This window comes from Salmonella sp. SAL00670, from assembly GCF_046552235.1.
GTDB lineage: Bacteria > Pseudomonadota > Gammaproteobacteria > Enterobacterales > Enterobacteriaceae > Salmonella > Salmonella enterica.
In genome coordinates, this window is record NZ_JBGDUO010000005.1 from 1 (window position 1) to 21226 (window position 21226).

Genomic DNA, 21226 nt, shown 5'->3' on the forward strand with positions numbered 1-21226 from the left:
TGCTGAAACTGCTGCCGGCAGACGATACCCGGCGGGCGGTGATAGAGCGCAGTATCCGGCTGGCGCAGGAGAAATAAGACCCTGACGGCCCGGTGGCGTGGCGCCATCGGGCCTGGCTATCCCAACGATACGCTAAAGCCTGAAAGTGAAGCCCGTGTGAAGTATGATGACGAGCATCGTCTCTTATCAGGACATCCTATGAAACAAATCACCTTTACGCCGCGCCATCACCAGCTTACCAACACCAATACCTGGACACCTGACAGCCAGTGGCTGGTCTTTGATGTGCGGCCTTCAGGCGCGTCATTTACGGGCAAGACTATTGAGCGTGTCAATGTGCATACCGGCGACGTGGAGGTGATTTATCGCGCCGTGCAGGGCGCGCATGTCGGTGTGGTGACGGTGCATCCTGCCGATAATCACTATGTGTTTATTCATGGCCCTGAAAACCCTGATGAGGCGTGGCATTACGATTTCCACCACCGTCGGGGCGTTATTGCAACGCCGGGGGGCGTGACTAACCTCGATGCGATGGATATTACTGCGCCGTATACTCCCGGCGCGCTGCGCGGCGGCAGTCACGTCCATGTGTTTAGCCCGAACGGCGAGCTGGTGAGTTTTACCTATAATGACCACGTTCTGCATGAGCGAGATCCGGCGCTGGATCTACGTAATGTCGGCGTGGCCGTGCCGTATGGGCCGGTAACGGTACCGGTTCAGCATCCGCGCGAATACAGCGGTAGCTACTGGTGCGTACTGGTTAGCCGCACGACGCCTGCGCCGAGACCTGGCAGCGATGACATTAACCGCGCCTATGAAGAGGGCTGGGTGGGCAACCGCCAGATCGCCTTTATTGGCGATACGCTGTCGCTGACGGGCAAAAAAGTCCCGGAGCTGTTTATTGTCGATTTACCGTGTCATGAAAACGGCTGGAAACAAGCAGGCGACACGCCGCTGACGGGAACCGAATCAACGATGCCATCGCCGCCGTTGGGCGTAGTTCAGCGGCGTCTTACCTTTACTCACCAGCGTGTTTACCCTGGGCTCACTAACGAACCACGCCACTGGGTCCGCAGTAATCCGCAGGTGACGGCGATCGCCTTTTTGATGCGGGACGATAACGGCGTAGCGCAACTGTGGCTGATATCGCCGCAGGGAGGCGAGCCCCGGCAGTTAACGCATCATGCGACCGGCGTACAGTCAGCGTTTAACTGGCATCCGTCGGGTAAATGGCTGGGACTGGTGCTGGAAAATCGGATTGCCTGCTGCGACGCACAAAGTGGGAGGATCGACTTCTTAACCGCCAGGCACGACAACCCGCCGTCTGCGGACGCCGTCGTTTTTTCACCGGATGGGCGACACGTCGCATGGATGGAAGAGGTGAAAGGGTTCCGTCAGCTATGGGTGACGGAAACCGGGCGATAAATCAGGGAGGAGGCATCTTCGCCGGGGGGATGACGGCATTGGTCATTTTCGTCTCCTCCTCGCTTTTCTCTACGCGCGATCTTACCGAACTGTCTTTGCGGAAGATGTCCCACGGCAGAAGGATCGTATCCATCACGGCGGTAAACGGCATATCCAGGATAGCCAACGATTTGGTGCCCCAGTTTGTCTCATCGTTACCGATCATCGTAGCGCTGGCGCGCGTGCCAGGATAAGTACCCTCTTTACCGCCTGTGTGCGACATGACGCTTGAACAACCGCTTAATAAAAGCATCCCATTCCATATTATCAGCGTTAACCACACGTTTTTTATCATCACTCATTCATCTATTGGTTGTCGTTATTTGCATGATGAGTTATAGCGATCCGTTGCTAAAAATAACATCACCAGTACGTGGCACTGTGGCGGTAATCGCACTTTAACAATCAGTGCTGTCCCAACCAGTCTATGCAATAGCCAATAAACTGCAAAAAAAAGTCGGATTAAAATACTTGAAAAGTACGTATTCAGACCCATTTATAAGACGTAGTGAATAGAAGGGCACGCCTGATGGGTGTTCTGGCAATCCTGGCCTGTCCATGATGGAAGGTCTGACATTCTCGCTGATTTCAGGAGTTTATGATTATGCGTAACTTTGATTTATCCCCGCTGTACCGTTCTGCCATTGGTTTTGACCGTCTGTTTAACCTGCTTGAAAATAACCAAAGCCAAAGTAATGGCGGCTACCCTCCGTACAACGTTGAGCTGGTAGACGAAAACCACTACCGCATCGCCATTGCCGTTGCCGGTTTCGCGGAAAGCGAACTGGAGATTACTGCCCAGGATAATTTACTGGTGGTAAAAGGCGCTCATGCGGACGAGCAGAAAGAACGTACTTACCTGTATCAGGGCATTGCCGAGCGTAACTTTGAACGTAAGTTCCAGTTAGCGGAGAACATTCACGTTCGCGGCGCAAACCTGGTCAACGGGCTGCTGTATATCGAACTGGAGCGCGTGATTCCGGAAGCGAACAAACCGCGCCGTATCGAAATTAACTGATTCCGTCGGGTCGCGTTGCGCGGCCTGTCATCCCATGCTCGCCGTCAGGGAGCATATTCGCACGTAAAGTGTGAAGGTAAAAACTCGCTTCTTAGAAGGAGAAATGATTATGCGTAACTACGATTTATCCCCACTGCTGCGTCAATGGATCGGTTTTGACAAGCTGGCCAATGCGCTGCAAAACAGCGGCGAAAGCCAGAGCTTCCCGCCCTATAACATCGAAAAAAGCGACGATAACCATTATCGCATTACCTTAGCGTTAGCCGGTTTCCGTCAGGAAGATCTGGATATTCAACTGGAAGGCACGCGCCTGACGGTGAAAGGTACGCCGGAACAGCCGGAAAACGAGCCCAAATGGTTACATCAGGGCCTGGTCATGCAGCCTTTTAGCCTGAGCTTTACGCTGGCTGAGAATATGGAAGTTTCCGGCGCGACGTTTACCAACGGCCTGCTGCATATTGATTTAACCCGTAACGAGCCGGAAACCATTGCGCCGCAGCGTATCGCCATTAACGAACGCTCCGCATTAAATAGCTAATAAGCTCCTTGCCTTGCCCCGCCAGAGATGGCGGGGCTTTTTTGTGCCACGAAAAAGGGTAAGACGCTGCCGAAGTCAGGACGTCTGGGCGGTTTTGTAACATGAGAATGTGCGCCATGCTGTATATATGCCTTAACGGTTCAGTCATAATCCCTATAAATTGAAATGTTACTCACAGGGAAGAAAAGATGAGTGATATCGCATTGACGGTCAGCGTTCTGGCGTTGGTGGCGGTTGTCGGTTTATGGATCGGCAACATTAAAGTGCGCGGTGTCGGCTTTGGTATTGGCGGTGTTCTGTTCGGCGGTATTATCGTCGGCCACTTCGTCGATCAGGCTGGGGTGACGCTGAGCGGCGATATGCTGCACTTTATCCAGGAATTCGGCCTGATCCTTTTTGTTTATACCATCGGCATACAGGTGGGGCCGGGGTTTTTCGCCTCGCTGCGCGTTTCCGGGCTGCGTCTCAATCTGTTTGCTGTTCTGATTGTGATTATGGGCGGGTTGGTCACCGCGATTCTGCATAAAATTTTCGCTATTCCGCTGCCGGTGGTGCTGGGGATTTTCTCCGGCGCAGTCACCAATACGCCTGCGTTAGGGGCGGGTCAGCAAATCCTGCGCGATCTGGGAACGCCAGTGGATCTGGTGGATCAGATGGGGATGAGCTATGCGATGGCGTATCCGTTTGGCATCTGCGGTATTTTGCTCACCATGTGGCTGATGCGGCTGATTTTTCGCGTTAACGTCGAGGCGGAGGCGCAGAAGCATGAATCCTCTCTCGCTAACGGTCATTCATTAATTCAAACAATGAATATCCGTGTCGAGAATCCGAACCTCAATAATATGGCTATCCAGGATGTGCCGATCCTGAACAGCGATAAAATCATTTGCTCACGCCTGAAACGCGACGACACGCTGATGGTGCCGTCGCCGGGGACGATTATCCAGGCAGGCGACCTGCTGCACCTCGTCGGCCAATCTACCGACCTGCATAACGCGCAACTGGTGATCGGTAAGGAAGTGGACACCTCGTTGTCGACGCGCGGCACGGATTTACGTGTCGAGCGTGTGGTCGTCACCAACGAAAAAGTGCTCGGCAAACGTATCCGCGATTTGCACTTTAAAGAGCGTTATGACGTGGTTATCTCCCGCCTTAACCGCGCGGGCGTTGAGCTGGTCGCCAGTAGCGACGCCAGCCTGCAGTTTGGCGACATTCTCAATCTGGTGGGGCGTCCTGCCTCGATTGATGCGGTAGCCAATGTGGTCGGCAACGCGCAGCAAAAACTCCAGCAGGTGCAGATGCTGCCGGTGTTTATCGGCATCGGATTAGGGGTTCTGCTTGGGTCAATCCCGTTGTTTGTGCCGGGATTCCCGGTCGCGTTAAAACTGGGGCTGGCTGGCGGGCCGCTGATCATGGCGCTAATTTTGGGGCGTATCGGCAGCATCGGTAAGCTGTACTGGTTTATGCCGCCGAGCGCCAACCTCGCGCTGCGTGAGTTAGGCATCGTTTTGTTTCTGGCGGTCGTTGGGCTGAAATCCGGCGGCGATTTTGTCGATACGCTGACGCAGGGCGAAGGATTAAGCTGGATTGGCTATGGTATTTTCATCACCGCTATTCCGCTGATTACCGTCGGTTTGCTGGCGCGGATTTTTGCCAAAATGAACTATCTGACGCTGTGCGGGATGCTGGCCGGTTCGATGACCGATCCGCCAGCGCTGGCATTTGCCAACAATCTTCATGCCACCAGCGGCGCGGCGGCGCTCTCTTACGCGACCGTCTATCCGTTAGTGATGTTCCTGCGTATTATCACGCCACAACTGCTGGCGGTGATTTTTTGGGGAATGGGTTAGCGCCTGATGGCGCGTTGCTTATCCGGCCTACGCACTGTGTTAAATCCAGGCTGGATAACGCGCGCCGCACCGGCCACACTTCTGCTCTTCTTCTTATCTCTTTCCTCAATGAACGCGCTAATCAGCGTAATGCCAACGAGCATAATTCCAATTTTTTTCAGTTAGTTATCAATCTTCTTCGCCTTTTTTTTCGTCGCGACGGGTGGTTTTTCAGCTTTTAATTCGGCAATAATGCCTTTCCTGGCGGTGGCGTTGAAAAAGGTCGCAACTGAAATGGAAAATAGCGGCAATGAGCGTGGTTGCGCCAAAACGCATCACCAGTGAACTACAGTTATTTTGCAATAAGATTCCCTTGCTGCGGGATAATGTGAAGCATATCAGCAACAACGTGAGTGGTATTCTGAAAACGAACGGGAATACATAAGAACGTAAAAGGAGTCGTCATGAAGATTTCCCGCCTCGGAGAAGCGCCGGATTATCGCTTCTCACTGGCAAATGAGCGTACCTTTCTGGCGTGGATCCGCACCTCGCTGGGATTTCTGGCGGCAGGCGTCGGTCTTGACCAGCTCGCTCCGGATTTTGCCACGCCGGTGATCCGTGAACTGCTGGCGCTACTGTTGTGTCTGTTTGCGGGCGGCCTGGCGATTTATGGCTATCTACGCTGGTTACGTAATGAAAAAGCGATGCGTCTGAAAGAGGATTTGCCCTATACCCATAGCCTGTTGATCATCAGCATTATTTTGATGATTGTCGCGGTGATAGTGATGGGGCTGGTACTGTATGCCGGATAGTCGTAAAGCCCGTCGGCAGAACGATCCGGGGCTGCAACCGGAACGTACGTCGCTGGCCTGGTTTCGCACGCTGCTGGGATACGGGGCGTTAATGGCGTTAGCCGTCAGGCACCACTGGCATCAGGCGGGATTCCTGTTCTGGGTGTCAATCAGCGTTCTGGCGATAGTGGCGGTGATTCTTTGGCGTTATACCCTGAGTCGTAATTTAATGGATGTCGCGCATAGCGATTTTTCCGAAACTCATGTCATGCGTGACAAATTTTTGATCTCCCTCGCGGTGTTGTCGCTCGCAATCCTGTTTGCTGTTACCCATATTCGCCAACTTATTGCATTTATCGGGAATTTTATATGACAGGACGTCAGGACATTGTCGTGAGTGATGACCAGATTCAGGTCGTCGTAAATCGCCAGAATAGCCAGCGCCCTCAGCAACTGTACCGTAACTTACAACGGCTCGGCATTCGCAATGTCCATTTTATCCCATTGTTGGAACATGACCGGAACGGAATGTTGACCGAGGAGTCATTGTGTTCAGCAGACTGGGGGCGGTTTTTAAATAGCGTATTTGATATTTGGGTACGTGAAGATATTCAGCGTATCTCGGTTCGCCTTTTTGATGAGACGCTACAGCAGTGGTGCGGCGGCAGGAATGGCGCTGAAGCGCCGGACAAGGCGCCGCTAAGCGCTGAATGTCAGAAGTGTTCTTTATTACGATTTTGCGGCGGCGGATGCCCTGAGCATCGGGATAGCCAGGGGAAAAATCAGCTTTGCGAGGGCTACCAGACCTTTTTTAACTACTCCTCGCCGCATATGCGGGTGATGCGGGATTTACTGAAGCAGCATCGCTCGCCGGAGGAGTTGATGGCGATGCTGCGTTAACGTCACAGGCCTGATAAGCGTAGCGCCATCAGGCGATGGCGTGCCGGATGGCGCTGCCGTCTTTCCGGCACTGAGCGAGTATTAGCGTCCTTTCGCCAGGTATTGTTCCATTTCATCCTCCGGCACCATGCCGCCCCCGGTTGCCCATACCAGATGCGTCGCGTTGCCGAGCTGCGTCTGACTGAATCCATGCCTTTGCTGATACGCGACGGCGGCGCAAATGCGCTGTGGCCCGGCCATCCCCGCCAGAGCTGATGGCTCCAGTCGAATTCCTTCCTCCTGCGCCAGCCAGCCCAGCATGTCGTACATTGTTTGATCGTCTAAGGTATAGAGGCCGTCAAGCAGGCGCTCCATTGCCCGACCAACAAAGCCCGAAGCGCGACCTACCGCCAGGCCGTCAGCCGCCGTCAGGTTATCAATACCGATATCTTGTACTGAGATGGCATCGTGCAGACCGGTATAAACGCCGAGTAACATGCAGGGTGAATGGGTCGGTTCGGCAAAGAAACAGTGGACGTTGTCGCCAAACGCCAGTTTCAGGCCAAAGGCGACGCCGCCAGGGCCGCCGCCAACGCCGCACGGTAGATAAACAAACAGTGGGTGACTGGCGTCAACGACGCGTCCCTGCTGCGCGAATTGCGCTTTCAGACGCTGCCCCGCTACCGCATAGCCCAGAAATAGCGTGCGGGAGTTTTCATCGTCGATAAAGAAACAGTTTGGATCGGATTGCGCTGCTTTACGGCCCTGCTCAACCGCCACGCCGTAATCATCTTCGTATTCCACGACCGTCACGCCGTGGCTACGCAGCTTCGCTTTTTTCCAGGCGCGGGCGTCGGCAGACATATGTACCGTCACTTTAAAACCGATGCAGGCGCTCATGATACCGATCGATAGCCCCAGATTGCCGGTTGAACCGACGGCGATACTGTACTGGCTGAAGAATTGTTTAAATTCCGGCGAAAGCAACACGCTATAGTCATCGTCGGTGGTTAACAGACCCGCCTCCAGCGCCAGTTTTTCCGCGTGCGTTAGCACCTCGTAGATGCCACCGCGCGCTTTAATGGAACCAGAGATTGCCAGGTGACTGTCTTTTTTTAACAGCATTTCACCGTCGATCGTTTGCCCATACTCTTTTTCCAGCCGTTTTTGCATGGCCGGAATAGCGACCACGTCAGATTCGATCATGCCGCCAGCGGCAGCGGTTTGCGGAAACGCTTTCGCCAGATACGGCGCAAAGCGCGCCAGACGGTCATGGGCGGCGTTTACGTCCTGCTCCGTCAGGCCGACATACGGTAGACCTTGTGCAAGAGAGGTGGCGCCCGGGTTAAACCAGGTGGTTTCTTTGAGGGCGACCAGATCCTCGACCAAAGGATACCGGGCGATGAGCTTTTGTATGTTTTCCATAGTACGTCTCTTTACGATCAGATGATAAAGGAAAGCAGGAATGTGCCAGCCAGTGCAACGACAGATGCGATAAACGTGGCCGTCGTATAGTATTTAAACGTTTCATTCAGCGTAGCGCCGCAATACTGCTTGACCAGCCAGAACAGGGAATCGGTCACGATCGTGCAGCCAATGGCGCCGGAACCAATGGCAATCGCAATGATCTCCGGGCTGACGTCAGGATAGAGCGGCAGCATGGGCGCAACAATCGCCGTGGCGCCCATCATCGCCACCGTCGCAGAGCCGACCGCCGCGTGCAGAATCAGCGCTACCAGCCATGCCAGCAGAATCGGGTGCATATGCATATTTGAGAGGATCACCGCCAGCGTGTCCGCCAGTCCGCTACTTTTGAGAATGGCGTTGAACGCGCCGCCCGCGCCGATAATCAGCAGGATGTTCGCAATGGCGCCAAAGCCGTTTTCGGTGTGGGTAAGTAGCGCGCTCATACCCATATGCTGGCGCAGACCGAGTATGTAATACGCCACAAAGACAGCGATAAACATCGCGGTGATCGGATTACCGATAAACTCCAGCAGCGTATACAACGTGCCGTCTTTCGCCATATTCAGTTCAGCGACGGTTTTCACCAGCATCAGGCCAATCGGCAGCAGAACGGTAAACAGCGTTGCGCCCAGCGACGGCAGGGTGTTTTCGGCGCGCACTTCAAGATCCGCAAACTCTGTCGGTACGGGCTTGAACGGCAGACGATTACCCAGAAACTTTAAGAACAGCGGGCCGCCGACCAATGAGGCCATCAGCCCGACCAGTAGACCGTAGACAATCACCGAGCCGATATCCGCCCCCAGTTTATTTGCGACAAACAGCGCAGCCGGATGCGGCGGTACCACGCAATGGACGGCCATCAGCGCGGTACACAGCGGAATGGCCAGCTTCAGCAGCGAGGTATGGGTCTTTTTAGCGATAGAAAACGCCAGTGGGATGAGCAACACGACGCCCACTTCCACGAACAACGTGATACCGCAAATCAGCCCCACCAGTACCATGATCACGTCAGCAGAGAGCCAGCGGCAGCGCTGGAGCGTAAGCCCGATGCGTTCCGCCGCGCCGGAAACCTCCATCATTTTGCCGAGGATGGTGCCAAGACCGATAACGGCGGCCAGAAAACCGAGCGTACCGCCTATTCCGTTTTCTATCGCCGTGACCATCTCCAGCGGCCCCATGCCCATCATCGCGCCGACAAAGAAACTGGCGAGCAGTAACGCCAGGAAGGGGTGGAATTTAAACTTCACGATGGTCAATACGATTAACACGATGCTGATCAGCAGCGTGCTCACTACCCAGATTTGAGCGTGCATATCTCACCTACCCTGTGATTAATCTGTTCTTATTGGACAGAAAAACAGCACCTCCTGACAAACGATATAATTTGCCATTCACATGATGTAAATTGAATCAACTATGTGATTTCCATCTAATATTGCCTTTATTTTGCGATATGGTTCATTTTGCTTCATCTATGTGCGGATTTTTTCAGCGTGTTTTTTTACACTTCGGGAAATTAAAAGATGACTGAGGTTGCAATGGAACCCCTTCGCGATACCCGAAACCGCTTACTCAACGGCTGGCAGTTATCCAAACTCTATACTTTTGAAGTCGCGGCCAGACACCAGTCCTTTGCTCTGGCGGCAGATGAGCTGTCGTTAAGCCCCAGTGCGGTAAGCCATCGTATCAATCAACTGGAAGCCGAGTTGGGAATCCAGCTATTTGTCCGCTCTCACCGTAAAGTGGAGCTTACCCATGAAGGCAAACGGGTATTCTGGGCGCTGAAATCGTCGCTGGATACGTTGAATCAGGAAATCCTCGATATCAAAAATCAGGAACTGTCCGGCACGCTGACCGTGTATTCACGTCCCTCTATCGCCCAGTGCTGGCTGGTGCCTGCGCTGGGGGACTTTACCCGTCGCTATCCGTCAATTTCTCTCACTATGCTGACCGGCAACGATAACGTTAACCTACAGCGTGCCGGCATTGACCTGGCTATCTATTTTGACGATGCGCCGTCGGCGCAGCTCACGCACCATTTTTTAATGGATGAGGCGATTTTGCCCGTTTGCAGCCCGGATTATGCCCGTCGTTTCGCCTTGCAGGATAACCTGAATAACCTACGGCACTGTACGCTCTTACACGACAGACAGGCGTGGAGTAACGATTCGGGCACCGATGAGTGGCACAGTTGGGCGCAGCATTTTGCAGTAAATTTGCCGGATTCATCCGGCATTGGCTTCGATCGTTCTGATTTAGCGGTGATTGCCGCGATGAACCACATTGGCGTGGCGATGGGGCGTAAACGGCTGGTGCAAAAGCGTCTCGACAGCGGTGAACTGATTGCGCCTTTTGGTGACATGAGGCTGAAATGTCATCAGCATTATTATGTCACCACTCTGCCTGGCAGGCAGTGGCCGAAAATCGAGGCATTTATTCGCTGGTTGCAGGAACAGGTGTGAAGATTTATTACGCTTTGTCGCTACACCTGCCGGGAGTGAATATGCTAAATACGTGCTATCACCGTGGTAAAAATTTTAGGGGGCGTCGTGTTTAAACCGCTTATTGCCTCTCTCATGCTGACCAGCGCGGTCGTCTATGCGAAACCGATGCCTTTGACGGCGGCGCGCTATGCGCAGCAGCTTGGCGTTGGGATGGATGTTGACTGGGCGCGAACGGAACGGGGTATCCGCGAGTTTGATCCGCTGGTCGTGCGGGATTTTAAGGCAAAAGGGTTAACGCATGTCCGTATTCGTGTGGCAGGCGCGCCGACGGAAGCGCGCCTCATCCATTTGCGTAAGCTGGTAGAGGCCTGCGAATACTATGGCGTCATACCCATTATTGCCTATCAGGCGGATGCGTATAAAACCGATCCCAGCGCCAGCCATGAAAAGGAGCTGATCAACTGGTGGAGCGTGGTCGCGCGCTATTTTGGTCAGACATCCCCGCTTCTGGGGTTCGATCTCATTTATGAGCCTGCCGACAAACTTAATCATAATATGGCGTCGCTGAATCGCGTATATGACAAAACCATCCGCCTGATTCACGCCATTGACCCACAGCGGATGATTTTCGTTGCCCCCCGCATGCGCGCCGCGCCGGAGGATTTGTCGGCGCTTAAACTGCCGGCGCAAAGCCAGAACTATGTACTGGCGGAGTGGCACATCTTCCCGTGGGGACCCCTGAAAAGCGGCGGTAAATATCCGTGGACGTCAGGCACGGCGGCGGAAAAAGCGGCGATTCGGGCACGGATCAACGCTGCGGTTCGCTGGCAGCATAAGACCGGCCATGCAAGCTGGGTGGGCGGATGGGCGCCGGGAGAGTCGATAAAAATGACGCCGGTCGCTTCACAGTTCGCGTTTGCCCGTTTTATGGCCTGCGAGCTGAAAAAAGCGCATATTCCGTATGCGATAAACGCGGACACTCAGTTTTATGACGGCGAAGAAGGAGCGTGGCGTCCGGCGCAGGAGTCCCTGCTCAATGCGATGATCGCGCCGGAATGTGAAACGCCCGGCAAAACGCCGGGCGAGGGAAACGTTAAACCGTCTGCCCCTGATGCGATATCCGTGACGCCAGCGGCAGCCAGCACGCCAGGATCAGCAATCCCATAAGGGTCATCAGCAATCCCAGACTGCCCTGACCGGTTTGCGGCAGCATTGCCGAAAGCCACGCCAGTACGCCGGAACCAATATTTTGCAGCCCGCCGACCAGCGCGCCAGCGGTGCCTGCGAGGAACGGAAACGGCTCCATCGCGCCGCTGGTGGCCAGTGGAAATAACATCCCGGCGCCGAAGAAAAACAGCGCAGCGGGGATGAGTAGCGTCCAGACGTTCATCACGCCAAACCAGCCGGGAATCCACATCATAAGGCCTGCCAGCAGACAGCAAATAACTGACTGCCACATCAGGGTTGAGAAGCGTTTATTCGGGCGTCCGGCAAACCAGGCGCCGAAGAACGCCGCCGGAATCGGCAGAATAAACAGAATGCTTACCACCATACTGCTGAGACCTAATACTGCCCCCATCAGCACGCCGGAACAGGCTTCAAAGACCGCAATGCCAGCCAGCCCGCCGATTAGCATCAGCAGGTAACAGTTAAATGCGCCGTTACCAAACAGCGTTTTATAGCTGGCGATCAGCCGTGTGCGCGGCGCGCCGGCGGGGCGGGTTTCCGGCATCCAGCGCGCCATGCTGAAGGTGACGCCAGCGCAAAGCACCAGCAGGAAAGCGTAACACGCGCGCCAGTTCCACAGGGTATCCAGCAGGCCGCCAATCAGCGGCGCTAACAGCGGGCTGACCAGAATCCCCATATTTAACAGGCTATTGGCGTGACGAAGTTGCGTTCCTTCATACAGATCGCGCGGGAGCGTTCTCGCCATTACTCCGCCAACGCCGGTTCCCATCCCTTGCATGGCGCTGGCGGCAATCAACACCGTCAAACTATGCGTGGTCATGGCGAACAGGGTCGCTACCATAAAAATAGACATGCCGACGAGGATTACGGGGCGGCGCCCAACCCGGTCGGAAAGCGGGCCGTAAAACAGTTGCGAGACGCCGTAGGTCAGGAGGTAAGCAGCCATTACGCTCTGGACGGCGCCTTCCCGGACGTTTAGCGCTTGTGCCATATCGGCGATGGCGGGAATATAAATGGTTTGCGCCATCTGCCCTACGGCCACCAGTAACACCAACATCAACAACAAATTGACGTTTCTCTGCCTTTTCATTTCGCTGATTACTTTTCAAAAAAAGAAAAAATAAGAATAACTTGCTGCGCATTCCCATAAATGCGAGAGGAATCTATCACACCAGAAAAAGAAGGCCAGACAGCAACCAGCAATGGCAGACGAAGGAACGGCAGGATATGTAAACAAAAGCGGCAACAAATGTTGCCGAGAATGTGTTACGTCTGCGGCTGTCATTGGGCGATCATGACAGACGGAGTAAAATCGCCCCGAGGGCAATCCCGCCAGCCGCCACCAGACGTAGCCCGGCCACTTTCTCTTTAAGCAACAGCCAGGCTATCAGCGCGCCGAATAAAATCGACGTCTCACGCAGCGCGGCGACCACCGCCAGCGGCGCCTGGGTCATGGCCCATAGCGCCAGCCCATAAGATCCCATAGTGCCAATCCCGCCAAAAATGCCTTTTTTCCACTGTTGCGCCAGATAACGCGACGCTTCCCGCCGCCGCGCAATCATCGCCCAGGTTAACAGGCAGGCGCCGTTGAGAAAAAATGACCATAGCGTATAGCCCAGCGCCGTTTCGGAGAGTCTTACGCCGGTCCCGTCCACCAGCGTATATCCGGCAATAAAACAGGCGTTAGTTAATGCCAGCACGACACCACGTTGAGAGCTGGCGCGGCCATTACAGGCCATCCCAAGTATCGCCATGCAGATCACTGCGATGCCGACCCAGGCCAGCGACGACAGGCTGTCGCCAAGAAACAGAACGCTAATGAGCGCCACCAGCAGCGGCGCGGTGCCGCGCATAAGAGGATAGGTCTGGCTCATGTCCGAGACCTGATAGGTTTTCGCCACCAGGACGGTATACACCACCTGGAGCGCGGTAGAGGCCGCTAAAAAAGGGATACTGGCGTGGGCTGGCTGCGGCGAGAAGGGCAAAAGGATCAATGCCATGACCGCCGCGGAACCGCTGACGCCGATCGCGGCGTAGAGCTTATCGTTTCCCGCTTTGACAATGGCGTTCCAGCTGGCATGTAACAGCGCGGCGAACAGCAAAATGCAGAAAACGGAAAGGGTCATAGCGTCAGGCGTCGTTGAGGGTGTCATAAAAACGTAACATACCCGGGAAGCGAAAGACCAGCGGATAAGGTGAAAGGGGAGCGGTTGCCCGCTCCCCTTCGGTGCGGCTTGAATCTGAATTACTTAAGGTATTTCAGAACAGCATCAAGCAGTTGCAGTGCTGCAACAATGAGTTTCAGGATAAGAATGGTGATATCCACTACGCTCATACGCGTCTCCTGTGGTTAAGGAGCACTGCCAGCCGACGTACCTTTCCGCTGCCTGTTGCCAGCTGTTGCGCACGCGATCCCTTTTGCGAGGAATAGTGTGCGTGTTGACATAACACAGTGTGCTCACGAGGGGGTTAAGGCGCTGACGGCACCACCCGTTTCAGCCAGGACTTCGTTGCGCCGGTTTACGATGCGGCCCCCGCATAACACATTGTGTCAAAGACATTATAGTTAAGTACTGTATAAATGAACAGTAATTTATAGACAGAACGGAGCTTCTGATCCATACTCAAATTCATCAAAATTCGCGCCGAAATTGCGCGTTCTGCACAGAACGCGTATACTTCTGCTGTTGACATAACACAGTGTGCTTCGCGGCTACCACCCGCATTACGCTGTAAGAACCTCGCTTCGGCGAGGTTTTTTGTTTTCCGGCATTGTGAAATGCGTGATCATCAATCCCGGCGATTACCGGAGGGCGCTACGCTTATCACGCCTATACTCAAAGCGTGTAAATTCGTAGAAAAATGTGATCGCTGACGCATTTTTGTGCAGATGAAAATTTTTCCGTTGTCATGCTGAAAGCGCTGTGCTTGTATAAAACGTGTTAATAACAAACAGACAAGGCCCCTAATGAACCCTTCCATGCTGAACGCGACCCTACTAACAACTGCGCCATCTCGCGCAGTGGTCGTCGTGCGTGTGGTGGTGGTCGTCGGCAATGCGCCGTAGGGTCCGGAACACACACGATTCCAAAACCCCGCCGGCGCAAACCGGGCGGGGTTTTTTGTTTAAGACACCTTCCCGGAACGTCGGCTCAGAATAAAAGGAATGGAGCATGGCAAGTTCGGGCACAACATCTACACCTCAGCGCTTTACGGGCGCGGAATTTATTGTTCATTTTCTGGAGCGCCAGGGGATTCGTATCGTCACCGGCATTCCCGGCGGCTCGATCCTCCCCGTTTACGACGCGTTAAGCCAAAGTACGCAAATCCGTCATATTCTGGCGCGCCACGAACAAGGCGCGGGGTTTATTGCGCAGGGGATGGCGCGGACGGAGGGTAAACCTGCTGTTTGTATGGCCTGTAGCGGGCCGGGCGCGACCAATCTGGTCACGGCCATTGCCGATGCGCGCCTGGATTCTATTCCGTTAATCTGTATTACCGGGCAGGTTCCGGCGTCCATGATCGGTACTGACGCGTTTCAGGAAGTGGATACCTACGGTATCTCTATCCCCATCACCAAGCACAACTATCTGGTCAGAAATATCAATGAGTTGCCTCAGGTGATGAGCGATGCTTTTCGTCTGGCGCAGTCGGGGCGTCCCGGCCCGGTGTGGATAGACGTTCCTAAAGATGTGCAGACGGCGACAATTGAGCTGGATGCGTTGCCGTCGCCGGCGGAAAAATCACCCCCGCCGGAGTTTAGCGCGGAGAGTATCCGCGAGGCCGCCGCAATGATTAACGCGGCGAAGCGTCCGGTGCTGTATCTGGGCGGCGGCGTGATCAATGCGCCGACACGCGTGCGCGAACTGGCGGAAAAAGCGCAACTGCCGACGACAATGACCTTAATGGCGCTGGGAATGCTGCCTAAGGCGCATCCGCTGTCGTTAGGAATGCTGGGGATGCACGGCGCGCGCAGTACCAATTTTATTCTGCAAGAGGCCGATTTACTGATTGTTCTGGGCGCGCGTTTTGATGACCGGGCGATTGGCAAAACGGAGCAGTTTTGTCCGAACGCCAAAATCATCCATGTGGATATCGATCGCGCCGAGTTAGGCAAAATTAAGCAGCCGCATGTGGCTATTCAGGCGGATGTCGATGATGTACTGGCACAGTTAATTCCCCATATCGAGGCACAGCCGCGGGAAGCATGGCATCAGTTGGTGGCGGACTTGCAGCAAGAATTCCCTTGCAGTATTCCCCAGGAAAATAACCCGCTTAGTCACTATGGGCTGATTAACGCGGTCGCCGCCTGTGTGGACGACAACGCGATTATTACCACTGACGTAGGTCAGCATCAGATGTGGACCGCGCAGGCTTATCCGCTCAACCGTCCGCGTCAGTGGCTGACTTCCGGCGGGCTGGGCACCATGGGGTTTGGTCTGCCCGCGGCGATTGGCGCGGCGCTGGCGAATCCGGGCAACAAGGTGCTGTGTTTTTCCGGCGACGGTAGTTTGATGATGAATATTCAGGAGATGGCTACCGCCAGTGAAAACCAGTTGGATGTGAAAATCATCCTGATGAATAACGACGCGCTGGGACTGGTACATCAGCAACAGAGTCTGTTCTATAAACAGGGCGTTTTTGCGGCGACCTATCCGGGAAGCATCAACTTTATGCAGATTGCCGCCGGGTTTGGTCTGGACACCTGTGATTTGAATAACGAAGCCGATCCGCAGGCGGCGTTGCAGGCTATCATTCGTCGTCCTGGACCGGCGTTGATCCATGTGCGCATTGATGCAGAAGAAAAAGTGTATCCGATGGTGCCGCCGGGCGCGGCAAATACAGAGATGGTGGGGGAATAAGCCATGCAGAAACAATCACATGATAACGTTATTCTGGAGCTGACCGTTCGCAACCATCCTGGCGTGATGACCCACGTCTGCGGGCTGTTCGCCCGACGCGCTTTCAACGTTGAGGGTATTCTCTGTTTACCGATTCAGGGTAGCGATCAGAGCCGCATCTGGCTTCTGGTCAATGACGATCAGCGACTTGAACAGATGATCAGTCAGATCGATAAACTGGAAGACGTGGCGAAGGTGGTACGAAACCAGTCCGATCCCACCATGTTCAATAAAATTGCCGTCTTTTTTGAGTAAGTTATTCACTTTCCGAATCAGGCGTGATGACTTTGACGGAACCATTCCGACAGTGAACGGCATAATCTGTCGGTAATGGGCGATCGCTAATCAGGACATCAAAGGCAGAAAGCGGACCAATGCTGGCAGGCGCGACCTCATCAAACAGGGCGTGACGCGCCAGCAAAATTTTGCGCAGACCGCGTTCCATCGCTTTACGTTTGGCGGCAAGATCATCCGGGTTAAACCAGCTCACGCCAAAATGTTCATGTACGCCGCTGGCGGAAATAAACACTTTGCGCGGATTGAGCGAATCCAGCGCCGAAGGATTATTGGCATCATAAAAGGCATCGCTCTTGGCCCGATAGGTGCCGCCGCACAGAATCGCCGTGGCATTAGGCTTTTCATTCAGCGCGATAAATACCCGATGCGAGTAGCAAATCCCGGTAAAGGTAATATCATCCGGTATCATGCTGATAACTAATGGCATTTCCGGACCGTTATCAAAAAAAACCAGATCGTTTTCACGCACCAGGCCGGCGGCCAGGATCGCAACGGGAAGGTCGTCCCGATGATGCGTCTTTTTCGCCGGCAGCGGCATATTGGTTGAAGACGCAGGCTTATTTACCATGACGATATAGCCGCCGAGCAGCGTCAGCGGTAAAGGGTCATCATCCTGGCTGAGATCGCGGCGAATGGTCATCACCGAAACTTCCAGCATCCGCGCGGCGTCTTTCAGATGGATTCGATCGGTCTTTTTCAGTAACTCCATCAAGCGTCGGATACGTTCTTTTTGCTTGGTCTCCATTCACCCTCTCCGCAAATCATGTTGTTATGTTCCATCAGTAACATTTATGTGTTTCTGAGAACATTACAGTGTGGCACTACTATACGTCCGGCTGTCAGGAAATAAAAGTGGGTTTATTCGCGTTTTATAACAATAAATAGTTAATTTTCAGTAAATTGTAACAATAAAAATGATTTGGTGCGCGTATGTTCCGCCAGGGCTTGTTCACGAAGTAAATGGCAAAATGATCCTCTAATCGCGATCATAGTCACAAATGATACGGAAGTAACATGATAATGTTATTTTAATATCATTGTCGTGTGACGATTTCTGAGAGGGAGTAAAATGGATATCGCGGTTATTGGCTCTAACATGGTGGACCTTATCACCTACACCAACCAGATGCCCAAAGAAGGGGAAACTCTGGAAGCGCCGGCGTTTAAAATCGGCTGCGGCGGAAAAGGGGCGAACCAGGCCGTGGCGGCCGCTAAGCTCAATTCAAAAGTATTGATGTTGACCAAAGTGGGCGACGATATTTTTGCCGACAACACCATTCGTAATCTCGAATCCTGGGGGATCAATACGACGTATGTAGAAAAAGTACCGTGTACCAGCAGCGGCGTAGCGCCGATTTTCGTCAACGCCAACTCCAGCAACAGCATTCTGATCATCAAAGGCGCTAACAAGTTTCTCTCGCCGGAAGATATCGATCGCGCGGCGGAAGATTTAAAAAAATGCCAGCTTATTGTTCTGCAACTGGAAGTTCAGCTTGAAACGGTTTATCACGCAATAGAATTTGGCAAGAAACACGGGATTGAAGTGTTATTAAACCCTGCGCCAGCATTACGGGAATTAGATATGTCTTATGCCTGTAAATGCGATTTCTTTGTACCCAATGAAACCGAGCTGGAAATATTAACCGGTATGCCAGTGGATACCTATGACCATATTCGCGCAGCGGCACGTTCGCTGGTAGATAAAGGGCTGAACAATATTATTGTCACCATGGGTGAGAAAGGCGCGCTGTGGATGACGCGTGACCAGGAAGTCCATGTTCCGGCGTTTCGAGTGAACGCTGTCGATACCAGCGGCGCGGGCGATGCCTTTATCGGCTGTTTCGCGCATTACTACGTCCAGAGCGGGGATGTGGAAGCCGCCATGAAAAAAGCCGTCCTCTTTGCCGCTTTCAGCGTCACCGGGAAAGGCACCCAATCCTCTTATCCAAGTATTGAGCAATTTAATGAGTATCTTTCGTTGAACGAATAACAATCACCCTGCACTGTTAAAGGTAGCACTATGAACGATAAAAACATCGTTCAGATGCCCGACGGGTATCTGAATAAGACACCTCTGTTCCAGTTTATTTTGTTATCCTGTTTATTCCCATTATGGGGATGCGCAGCCGCGTTAAATGATATTCTGATTACGCAATTTAAAAGTGTATTCTCGCTGAGCAACTTTGCTTCGGCATTAGTACAAAGCGCCTTTTATGGCGGTTATTTTTTAATTGCTATTCCGGCCTCGCTGGTCATTAAAAAAACCAGTTATAAAGTGGCGATACTTATCGGTCTGACGCTATACATTGTCGGCTGCACGCTCTTTTTCCCGGCGTCGCACATGGCGACCTACACCATGTTCCTCGCGGCGATTTTCGCCATTGCGATTGGCCTGAGTTTCCTGGAAACGGCGGCGAATACCTACAGTTCGATGATCGGGCCGAAAGCCTACGCCACGCTGCGGCTGAATATCAGCCAGACCTTTTATCCGATCGGCGCGGCGGCAGGAATTTTATTGGGTAAATATCTGGTCTTTTCCGAAGGGGAAAGCCTGGAAAAACAGATGGCGGGCATGAATGCCGAGCAAGTCCACAACTTCAAGGTGCTGATGCTGGAAAACACTCTGGAACCCTATAAGTACATGATTATGGTTCTGGTAGTGGTGATGGTACTGTTCCTGCTGACGCGTTTCCCGACCTGTAAAGTCGCGCAAACCGCGAGTCATAAACGCCCCTCGGCGCTGGATACGTTACGCTATCTCGCCAGCAACGCCCGTTTCCGTCGCGGTATTGTGGCGCAGTTCCTGTATGTGGGAATGCAGGTGGCGGTCTGGTCGTTCACTATCCGTCTGGCGCTGGAGTTAGGCGATATCAATGAGCGCGATGCCTCAACCTTTATGGTCTACAGCTTCGCCTGCTTTTTTATCGGCAAGTTTATCGCCAACATTCTGATGACACGCTTTAACCCGGAAAAAGTCCTGATCCTTTACTCTGTGATCGGCGCGCTGTTCCTGGCCTATGTGGCGCTGGCGCCCAGCTTTAGCGCGGTATACGTGGCGGTGCTGGTCAGTGTTCTGTTTGGCCCCTGCTGGGCGACCATTTATGCCGGAACGCTCGATACCGTCGATAACGAACATACCGAAATGGCGGGGGCGGTGATCGTGATGGCGATTGTCGGCGCGGCGGTGGTTCCCGCGATTCAGGGCTACGTGGCGGACATGTTCCACTCGCTACAGCTCTCATTCCTGGTTTCCATGCTGTGCTTTGTTTACGTTGGCGTTTACTTCTGGCGCGAAAGCAAAGTGCGCGGCAACCTGGCTGAAGTCGCCGCGTCCTGAGGAGATCAACTATGACAACACGTATTACATTATGGCGGGAGCTTTTTAGCGAGCAGCCGCGTATCTTGCTGGAAAATGATGATTTTACGGTTACGGCGTTTCGTTACGCCAGCGGCGTGGAAGGACTGAAAATACAAAACAGCCGCGGTCATCTGGTGATTCTGCCCTGGATGGGGCAGATGATTTGGGACGCGCAGTTTGACGGTCATGATCTGACTATGCTCAACATGTTCCGCCAGCCGAAGCCGGCTGCGGAAGTGGTGGCAACGTATGGTTGCTTTGCTTTCCATTCCGGACTATTGGCGAATGGCTGCCCGTCGCCGGAAGATACACATCCTCTGCACGGCGAGATGCCCTGCGCTGCTATGGACGACGCCTGGCTGGAGTTAGAGGGCGACAGTCTGCGCGTGACCGGGCGCTACGAGTATGTGATGGGGTTCGGTCATCATTATCAGGCGCAACCTGCGGTGGTAATGCGTAAATCAAGCGCGCTGTTTGATATTCAGATGACCGTGACTAACCTGGCTTCAGTCGCCATGCCGCTACAGTACATGTGCCACATGAACTATGCCTATGTGCCGAACGCCACGTTCCGCCAGAATATCCCGGATACCGCGCTGAAGCTACGCGAGTCGGTGCCGGCGCATGTCAAACCCACGGCGCAGTGGCTGGCGTTTAATCAACGGCTTTTGCAGGGTGAAGCCTCGCTGGCAACGCTTAACGAGCCTGGCTTTTATGACCCGGAAATCGTCTTCTTCGCCGATGAACTGGACAGATACACGGATACCCCGGAATTCAGTATGATCGCCCCGGATGGCACCACGTTCGTGACACGTTTCGCCAGCGCGGAGCTAAATTACATGACCCGCTGGATTCTTTATAACGGCGATCAGCAGGTTGCCGCCTTTGCCCTGCCCGCGACCTGTCGGCCTGAAGGTTTTCTCGCGGCGCAGCGAAATGGAACCTTGCTTCAACTGGAACCGCAGCAAACCCGGACGTTCACCGTCACGACAGGCATTGTCTGACCGCTCAAGGCTTGAACAGCCGCGCGCTTATCGTTAAGGTAAGCGCGT

Annotated in this window: 23 protein-coding genes, 2 pseudogenes and 1 other annotated feature; of the genes and pseudogenes, 16 read left to right on the forward strand and 9 right to left on the reverse strand. The window is 53.7% G+C overall.

The genetic code is table 11. The features are described 5' to 3' along the window. Positions 1–77: pseudogene (locus ACLJRS_RS16315) on the forward strand (hypothetical protein); the annotation flags it as partial. 121 nt (positions 78–198) lie between these two features. Continuing rightward, positions 199–1425, forward strand: coding sequence for a DUF3748 domain-containing protein (locus tag ACLJRS_RS16320; protein WP_000809935.1), 1227 nt, complete (start codon positions 199–201; stop codon positions 1423–1425). 1 nt (position 1426) lies between these two features. Here the strand turns inward: ACLJRS_RS16320 and ACLJRS_RS16325 are convergent, their stop codons facing one another. After that, on the reverse strand, positions 1427–1759 hold the full coding sequence (locus ACLJRS_RS16325) for a YceK/YidQ family lipoprotein (RefSeq protein WP_001581211.1): 333 nt from the start codon (positions 1757–1759) through the stop codon (positions 1427–1429). Between the two features lie 242 nt (positions 1760–2001). Next, positions 2002–2075: a sequence feature (ROSE (Repression Of Heat Shock gene Expression) occurs in the 5'-region of heat shock genes and acts as an RNA thermometer to modulate expression.), on the forward strand. Here ACLJRS_RS16325 and ibpA point away from each other — a divergent pair. From ibpA to ACLJRS_RS16340, 3 genes are all read left to right on the forward strand, one after another. Continuing rightward, positions 2069–2482 (forward strand): small heat shock chaperone IbpA, encoded by a 414-nt coding sequence (gene ibpA, locus ACLJRS_RS16330; protein WP_001532742.1) that lies wholly within the window; start codon positions 2069–2071, stop codon positions 2480–2482. (Overlaps the previous feature by 7 nt.) A gap of 109 nt (positions 2483–2591) precedes the next feature. After that, complete coding sequence (gene ibpB, locus ACLJRS_RS16335; protein ID WP_001246919.1) at positions 2592–3020, forward strand: small heat shock chaperone IbpB; 429 nt, start codon at positions 2592–2594, stop codon at positions 3018–3020. Positions 3021–3208: 188 nt separating this feature from the next. Then, positions 3209–4870, forward strand: a complete 1662-nt coding sequence (locus ACLJRS_RS16340) for a putative transporter (RefSeq protein ID WP_001279793.1) — start codon at positions 3209–3211, stop codon at positions 4868–4870. A gap of 161 nt (positions 4871–5031) precedes the next feature. On the opposite strand, the gene ACLJRS_RS16345 is transcribed toward ACLJRS_RS16340, so the two are convergent. Continuing rightward, positions 5032–5178 carry a hypothetical protein gene (locus tag ACLJRS_RS16345; protein ID WP_001668244.1) on the reverse strand — a complete coding sequence of 49 codons (147 nt, stop codon included), beginning with the start codon at positions 5176–5178 and terminating at the stop codon, positions 5032–5034. A gap of 135 nt (positions 5179–5313) precedes the next feature. Here ACLJRS_RS16345 and ACLJRS_RS16350 point away from each other — a divergent pair, with 135 nt between their 5' ends. Genes ACLJRS_RS16350 through ACLJRS_RS16360 form a run of 3 tightly spaced genes read left to right on the forward strand, consistent with a single transcriptional unit; the run spans position 5314 to position 6540 of the window. Next, complete coding sequence (locus tag ACLJRS_RS16350) at positions 5314–5661, forward strand: YidH family protein (RefSeq protein WP_000703963.1); 348 nt, start codon at positions 5314–5316, stop codon at positions 5659–5661. Continuing rightward, positions 5651–6013 carry a DUF202 domain-containing protein gene (locus ACLJRS_RS16355; RefSeq protein WP_001113452.1) on the forward strand — a complete coding sequence of 121 codons (363 nt, stop codon included), beginning with the start codon at positions 5651–5653 and terminating at the stop codon, positions 6011–6013. The genes ACLJRS_RS16350 and ACLJRS_RS16355 overlap by 11 nt, the downstream gene beginning before the upstream one ends. Further along, positions 6010–6540, forward strand: a complete 531-nt coding sequence (locus ACLJRS_RS16360; RefSeq protein WP_000147838.1) for a radical SAM protein — start codon at positions 6010–6012, stop codon at positions 6538–6540. Before ACLJRS_RS16355 ends, ACLJRS_RS16360 begins: the two co-directional genes overlap by 4 nt. A gap of 81 nt (positions 6541–6621) precedes the next feature. Here the strand turns inward: ACLJRS_RS16360 and dsdA are convergent, their stop codons facing one another. Further along, positions 6622–7944, reverse strand: a complete 1323-nt coding sequence (gene dsdA / locus ACLJRS_RS16365) for a D-serine ammonia-lyase (RefSeq protein WP_000427990.1) — start codon at positions 7942–7944, stop codon at positions 6622–6624. 17 nt (positions 7945–7961) lie between these two features. Beyond that, complete coding sequence (gene dsdX, locus ACLJRS_RS16370; protein ID WP_000543317.1) at positions 7962–9299, reverse strand: D-serine transporter DsdX; 1338 nt, start codon at positions 9297–9299, stop codon at positions 7962–7964. A gap of 225 nt (positions 9300–9524) precedes the next feature. Between dsdX and dsdC the strand changes: the two genes are divergently transcribed. Both dsdC and ACLJRS_RS16380 read left to right on the forward strand, forming a co-directional pair. Next, positions 9525–10448 carry a DNA-binding transcriptional regulator DsdC gene (gene dsdC, locus ACLJRS_RS16375; RefSeq protein ID WP_001541637.1) on the forward strand — a complete coding sequence of 308 codons (924 nt, stop codon included), beginning with the start codon at positions 9525–9527 and terminating at the stop codon, positions 10446–10448. Positions 10449–10511: 63 nt separating this feature from the next. After that, entirely contained in the window at positions 10512–11597 is a 1086-nt protein-coding gene (locus tag ACLJRS_RS16380; protein WP_000238929.1) for a cellulase family glycosylhydrolase, read from the forward strand. Here the strand turns inward: ACLJRS_RS16380 and emrD are convergent. The 4 genes and pseudogenes from emrD to ACLJRS_RS16400 form a co-directional block, all read right to left on the reverse strand. Then, on the reverse strand, positions 11524–12708 hold the full coding sequence (emrD, locus tag ACLJRS_RS16385) for a multidrug efflux MFS transporter EmrD (protein ID WP_000828737.1): 1185 nt from the start codon (positions 12706–12708) through the stop codon (positions 11524–11526). The two genes, ACLJRS_RS16380 and emrD, sit on opposite strands and share 74 nt — an antisense overlap. A 202-nt stretch (positions 12709–12910) precedes the next feature. Continuing rightward, complete coding sequence (locus ACLJRS_RS16390) at positions 12911–13771, reverse strand: DMT family transporter (RefSeq protein WP_001526328.1); 861 nt, start codon at positions 13769–13771, stop codon at positions 12911–12913. A 92-nt stretch (positions 13772–13863) separates the two neighbouring features. Further along, complete coding sequence (gene tisB, locus ACLJRS_RS16395; protein ID WP_000117642.1) at positions 13864–13953, reverse strand: type I toxin-antitoxin system toxin TisB; 90 nt, start codon at positions 13951–13953, stop codon at positions 13864–13866. Further along, positions 13950–14064 (reverse strand): annotated as a pseudogene (locus tag ACLJRS_RS16400) (hypothetical protein). Before ACLJRS_RS16400 ends, tisB begins: the two are co-directional and overlap by 4 nt. A 522-nt stretch (positions 14065–14586) precedes the next feature. On the opposite strand from ACLJRS_RS16400, the gene ivbL reads away from it, so the two are divergent. From ivbL to ilvN, 3 genes are all read left to right on the forward strand, one after another. After that, on the forward strand, positions 14587–14685 hold the full coding sequence (gene ivbL / locus ACLJRS_RS16405) for an ilvB operon leader peptide IvbL (protein WP_001541152.1): 99 nt from the start codon (positions 14587–14589) through the stop codon (positions 14683–14685). Between the two features lie 106 nt (positions 14686–14791). Then, the gene (ilvB, locus tag ACLJRS_RS16410) at positions 14792–16480 is read left to right on the forward strand and encodes an acetolactate synthase large subunit (RefSeq protein ID WP_000168439.1); all 1689 of its coding nucleotides are present in this window, start codon (positions 14792–14794) and stop codon (positions 16478–16480) included. Between the two features lie 3 nt (positions 16481–16483). After that, complete coding sequence (ilvN, locus tag ACLJRS_RS16415; RefSeq protein ID WP_001171826.1) at positions 16484–16774, forward strand: acetolactate synthase small subunit; 291 nt, start codon at positions 16484–16486, stop codon at positions 16772–16774. Between the two features lies 1 nt (position 16775). Here the strand turns inward: ilvN and ACLJRS_RS16420 are convergent, their stop codons facing one another. Further along, the gene (locus ACLJRS_RS16420; RefSeq protein ID WP_000448638.1) at positions 16776–17561 is read right to left on the reverse strand and encodes a DeoR family transcriptional regulator; all 786 of its coding nucleotides are present in this window, start codon (positions 17559–17561) and stop codon (positions 16776–16778) included. A 324-nt stretch (positions 17562–17885) separates the two neighbouring features. On the opposite strand from ACLJRS_RS16420, the gene rbsK reads away from it, so the two are divergent. From rbsK to ACLJRS_RS16435, 3 genes are read left to right on the forward strand one after another with little or no spacing between them, the layout of a single operon-like run. Next, entirely contained in the window at positions 17886–18806 is a 921-nt protein-coding gene (gene rbsK / locus ACLJRS_RS16425; RefSeq protein WP_000350272.1) for a ribokinase, read from the forward strand. A gap of 30 nt (positions 18807–18836) precedes the next feature. After that, positions 18837–20153: an L-fucose:H+ symporter permease gene (gene fucP, locus ACLJRS_RS16430; protein WP_000998359.1), complete on the forward strand. Its 1317-nt coding sequence runs from the start codon at positions 18837–18839 to the stop codon at positions 20151–20153. Between the two features lie 11 nt (positions 20154–20164). Beyond that, the gene (locus tag ACLJRS_RS16435) at positions 20165–21178 is read left to right on the forward strand and encodes an aldose 1-epimerase family protein (RefSeq protein ID WP_000213197.1); all 1014 of its coding nucleotides are present in this window, start codon (positions 20165–20167) and stop codon (positions 21176–21178) included. Positions 21179–21226 lie beyond the last annotated feature (48 nt).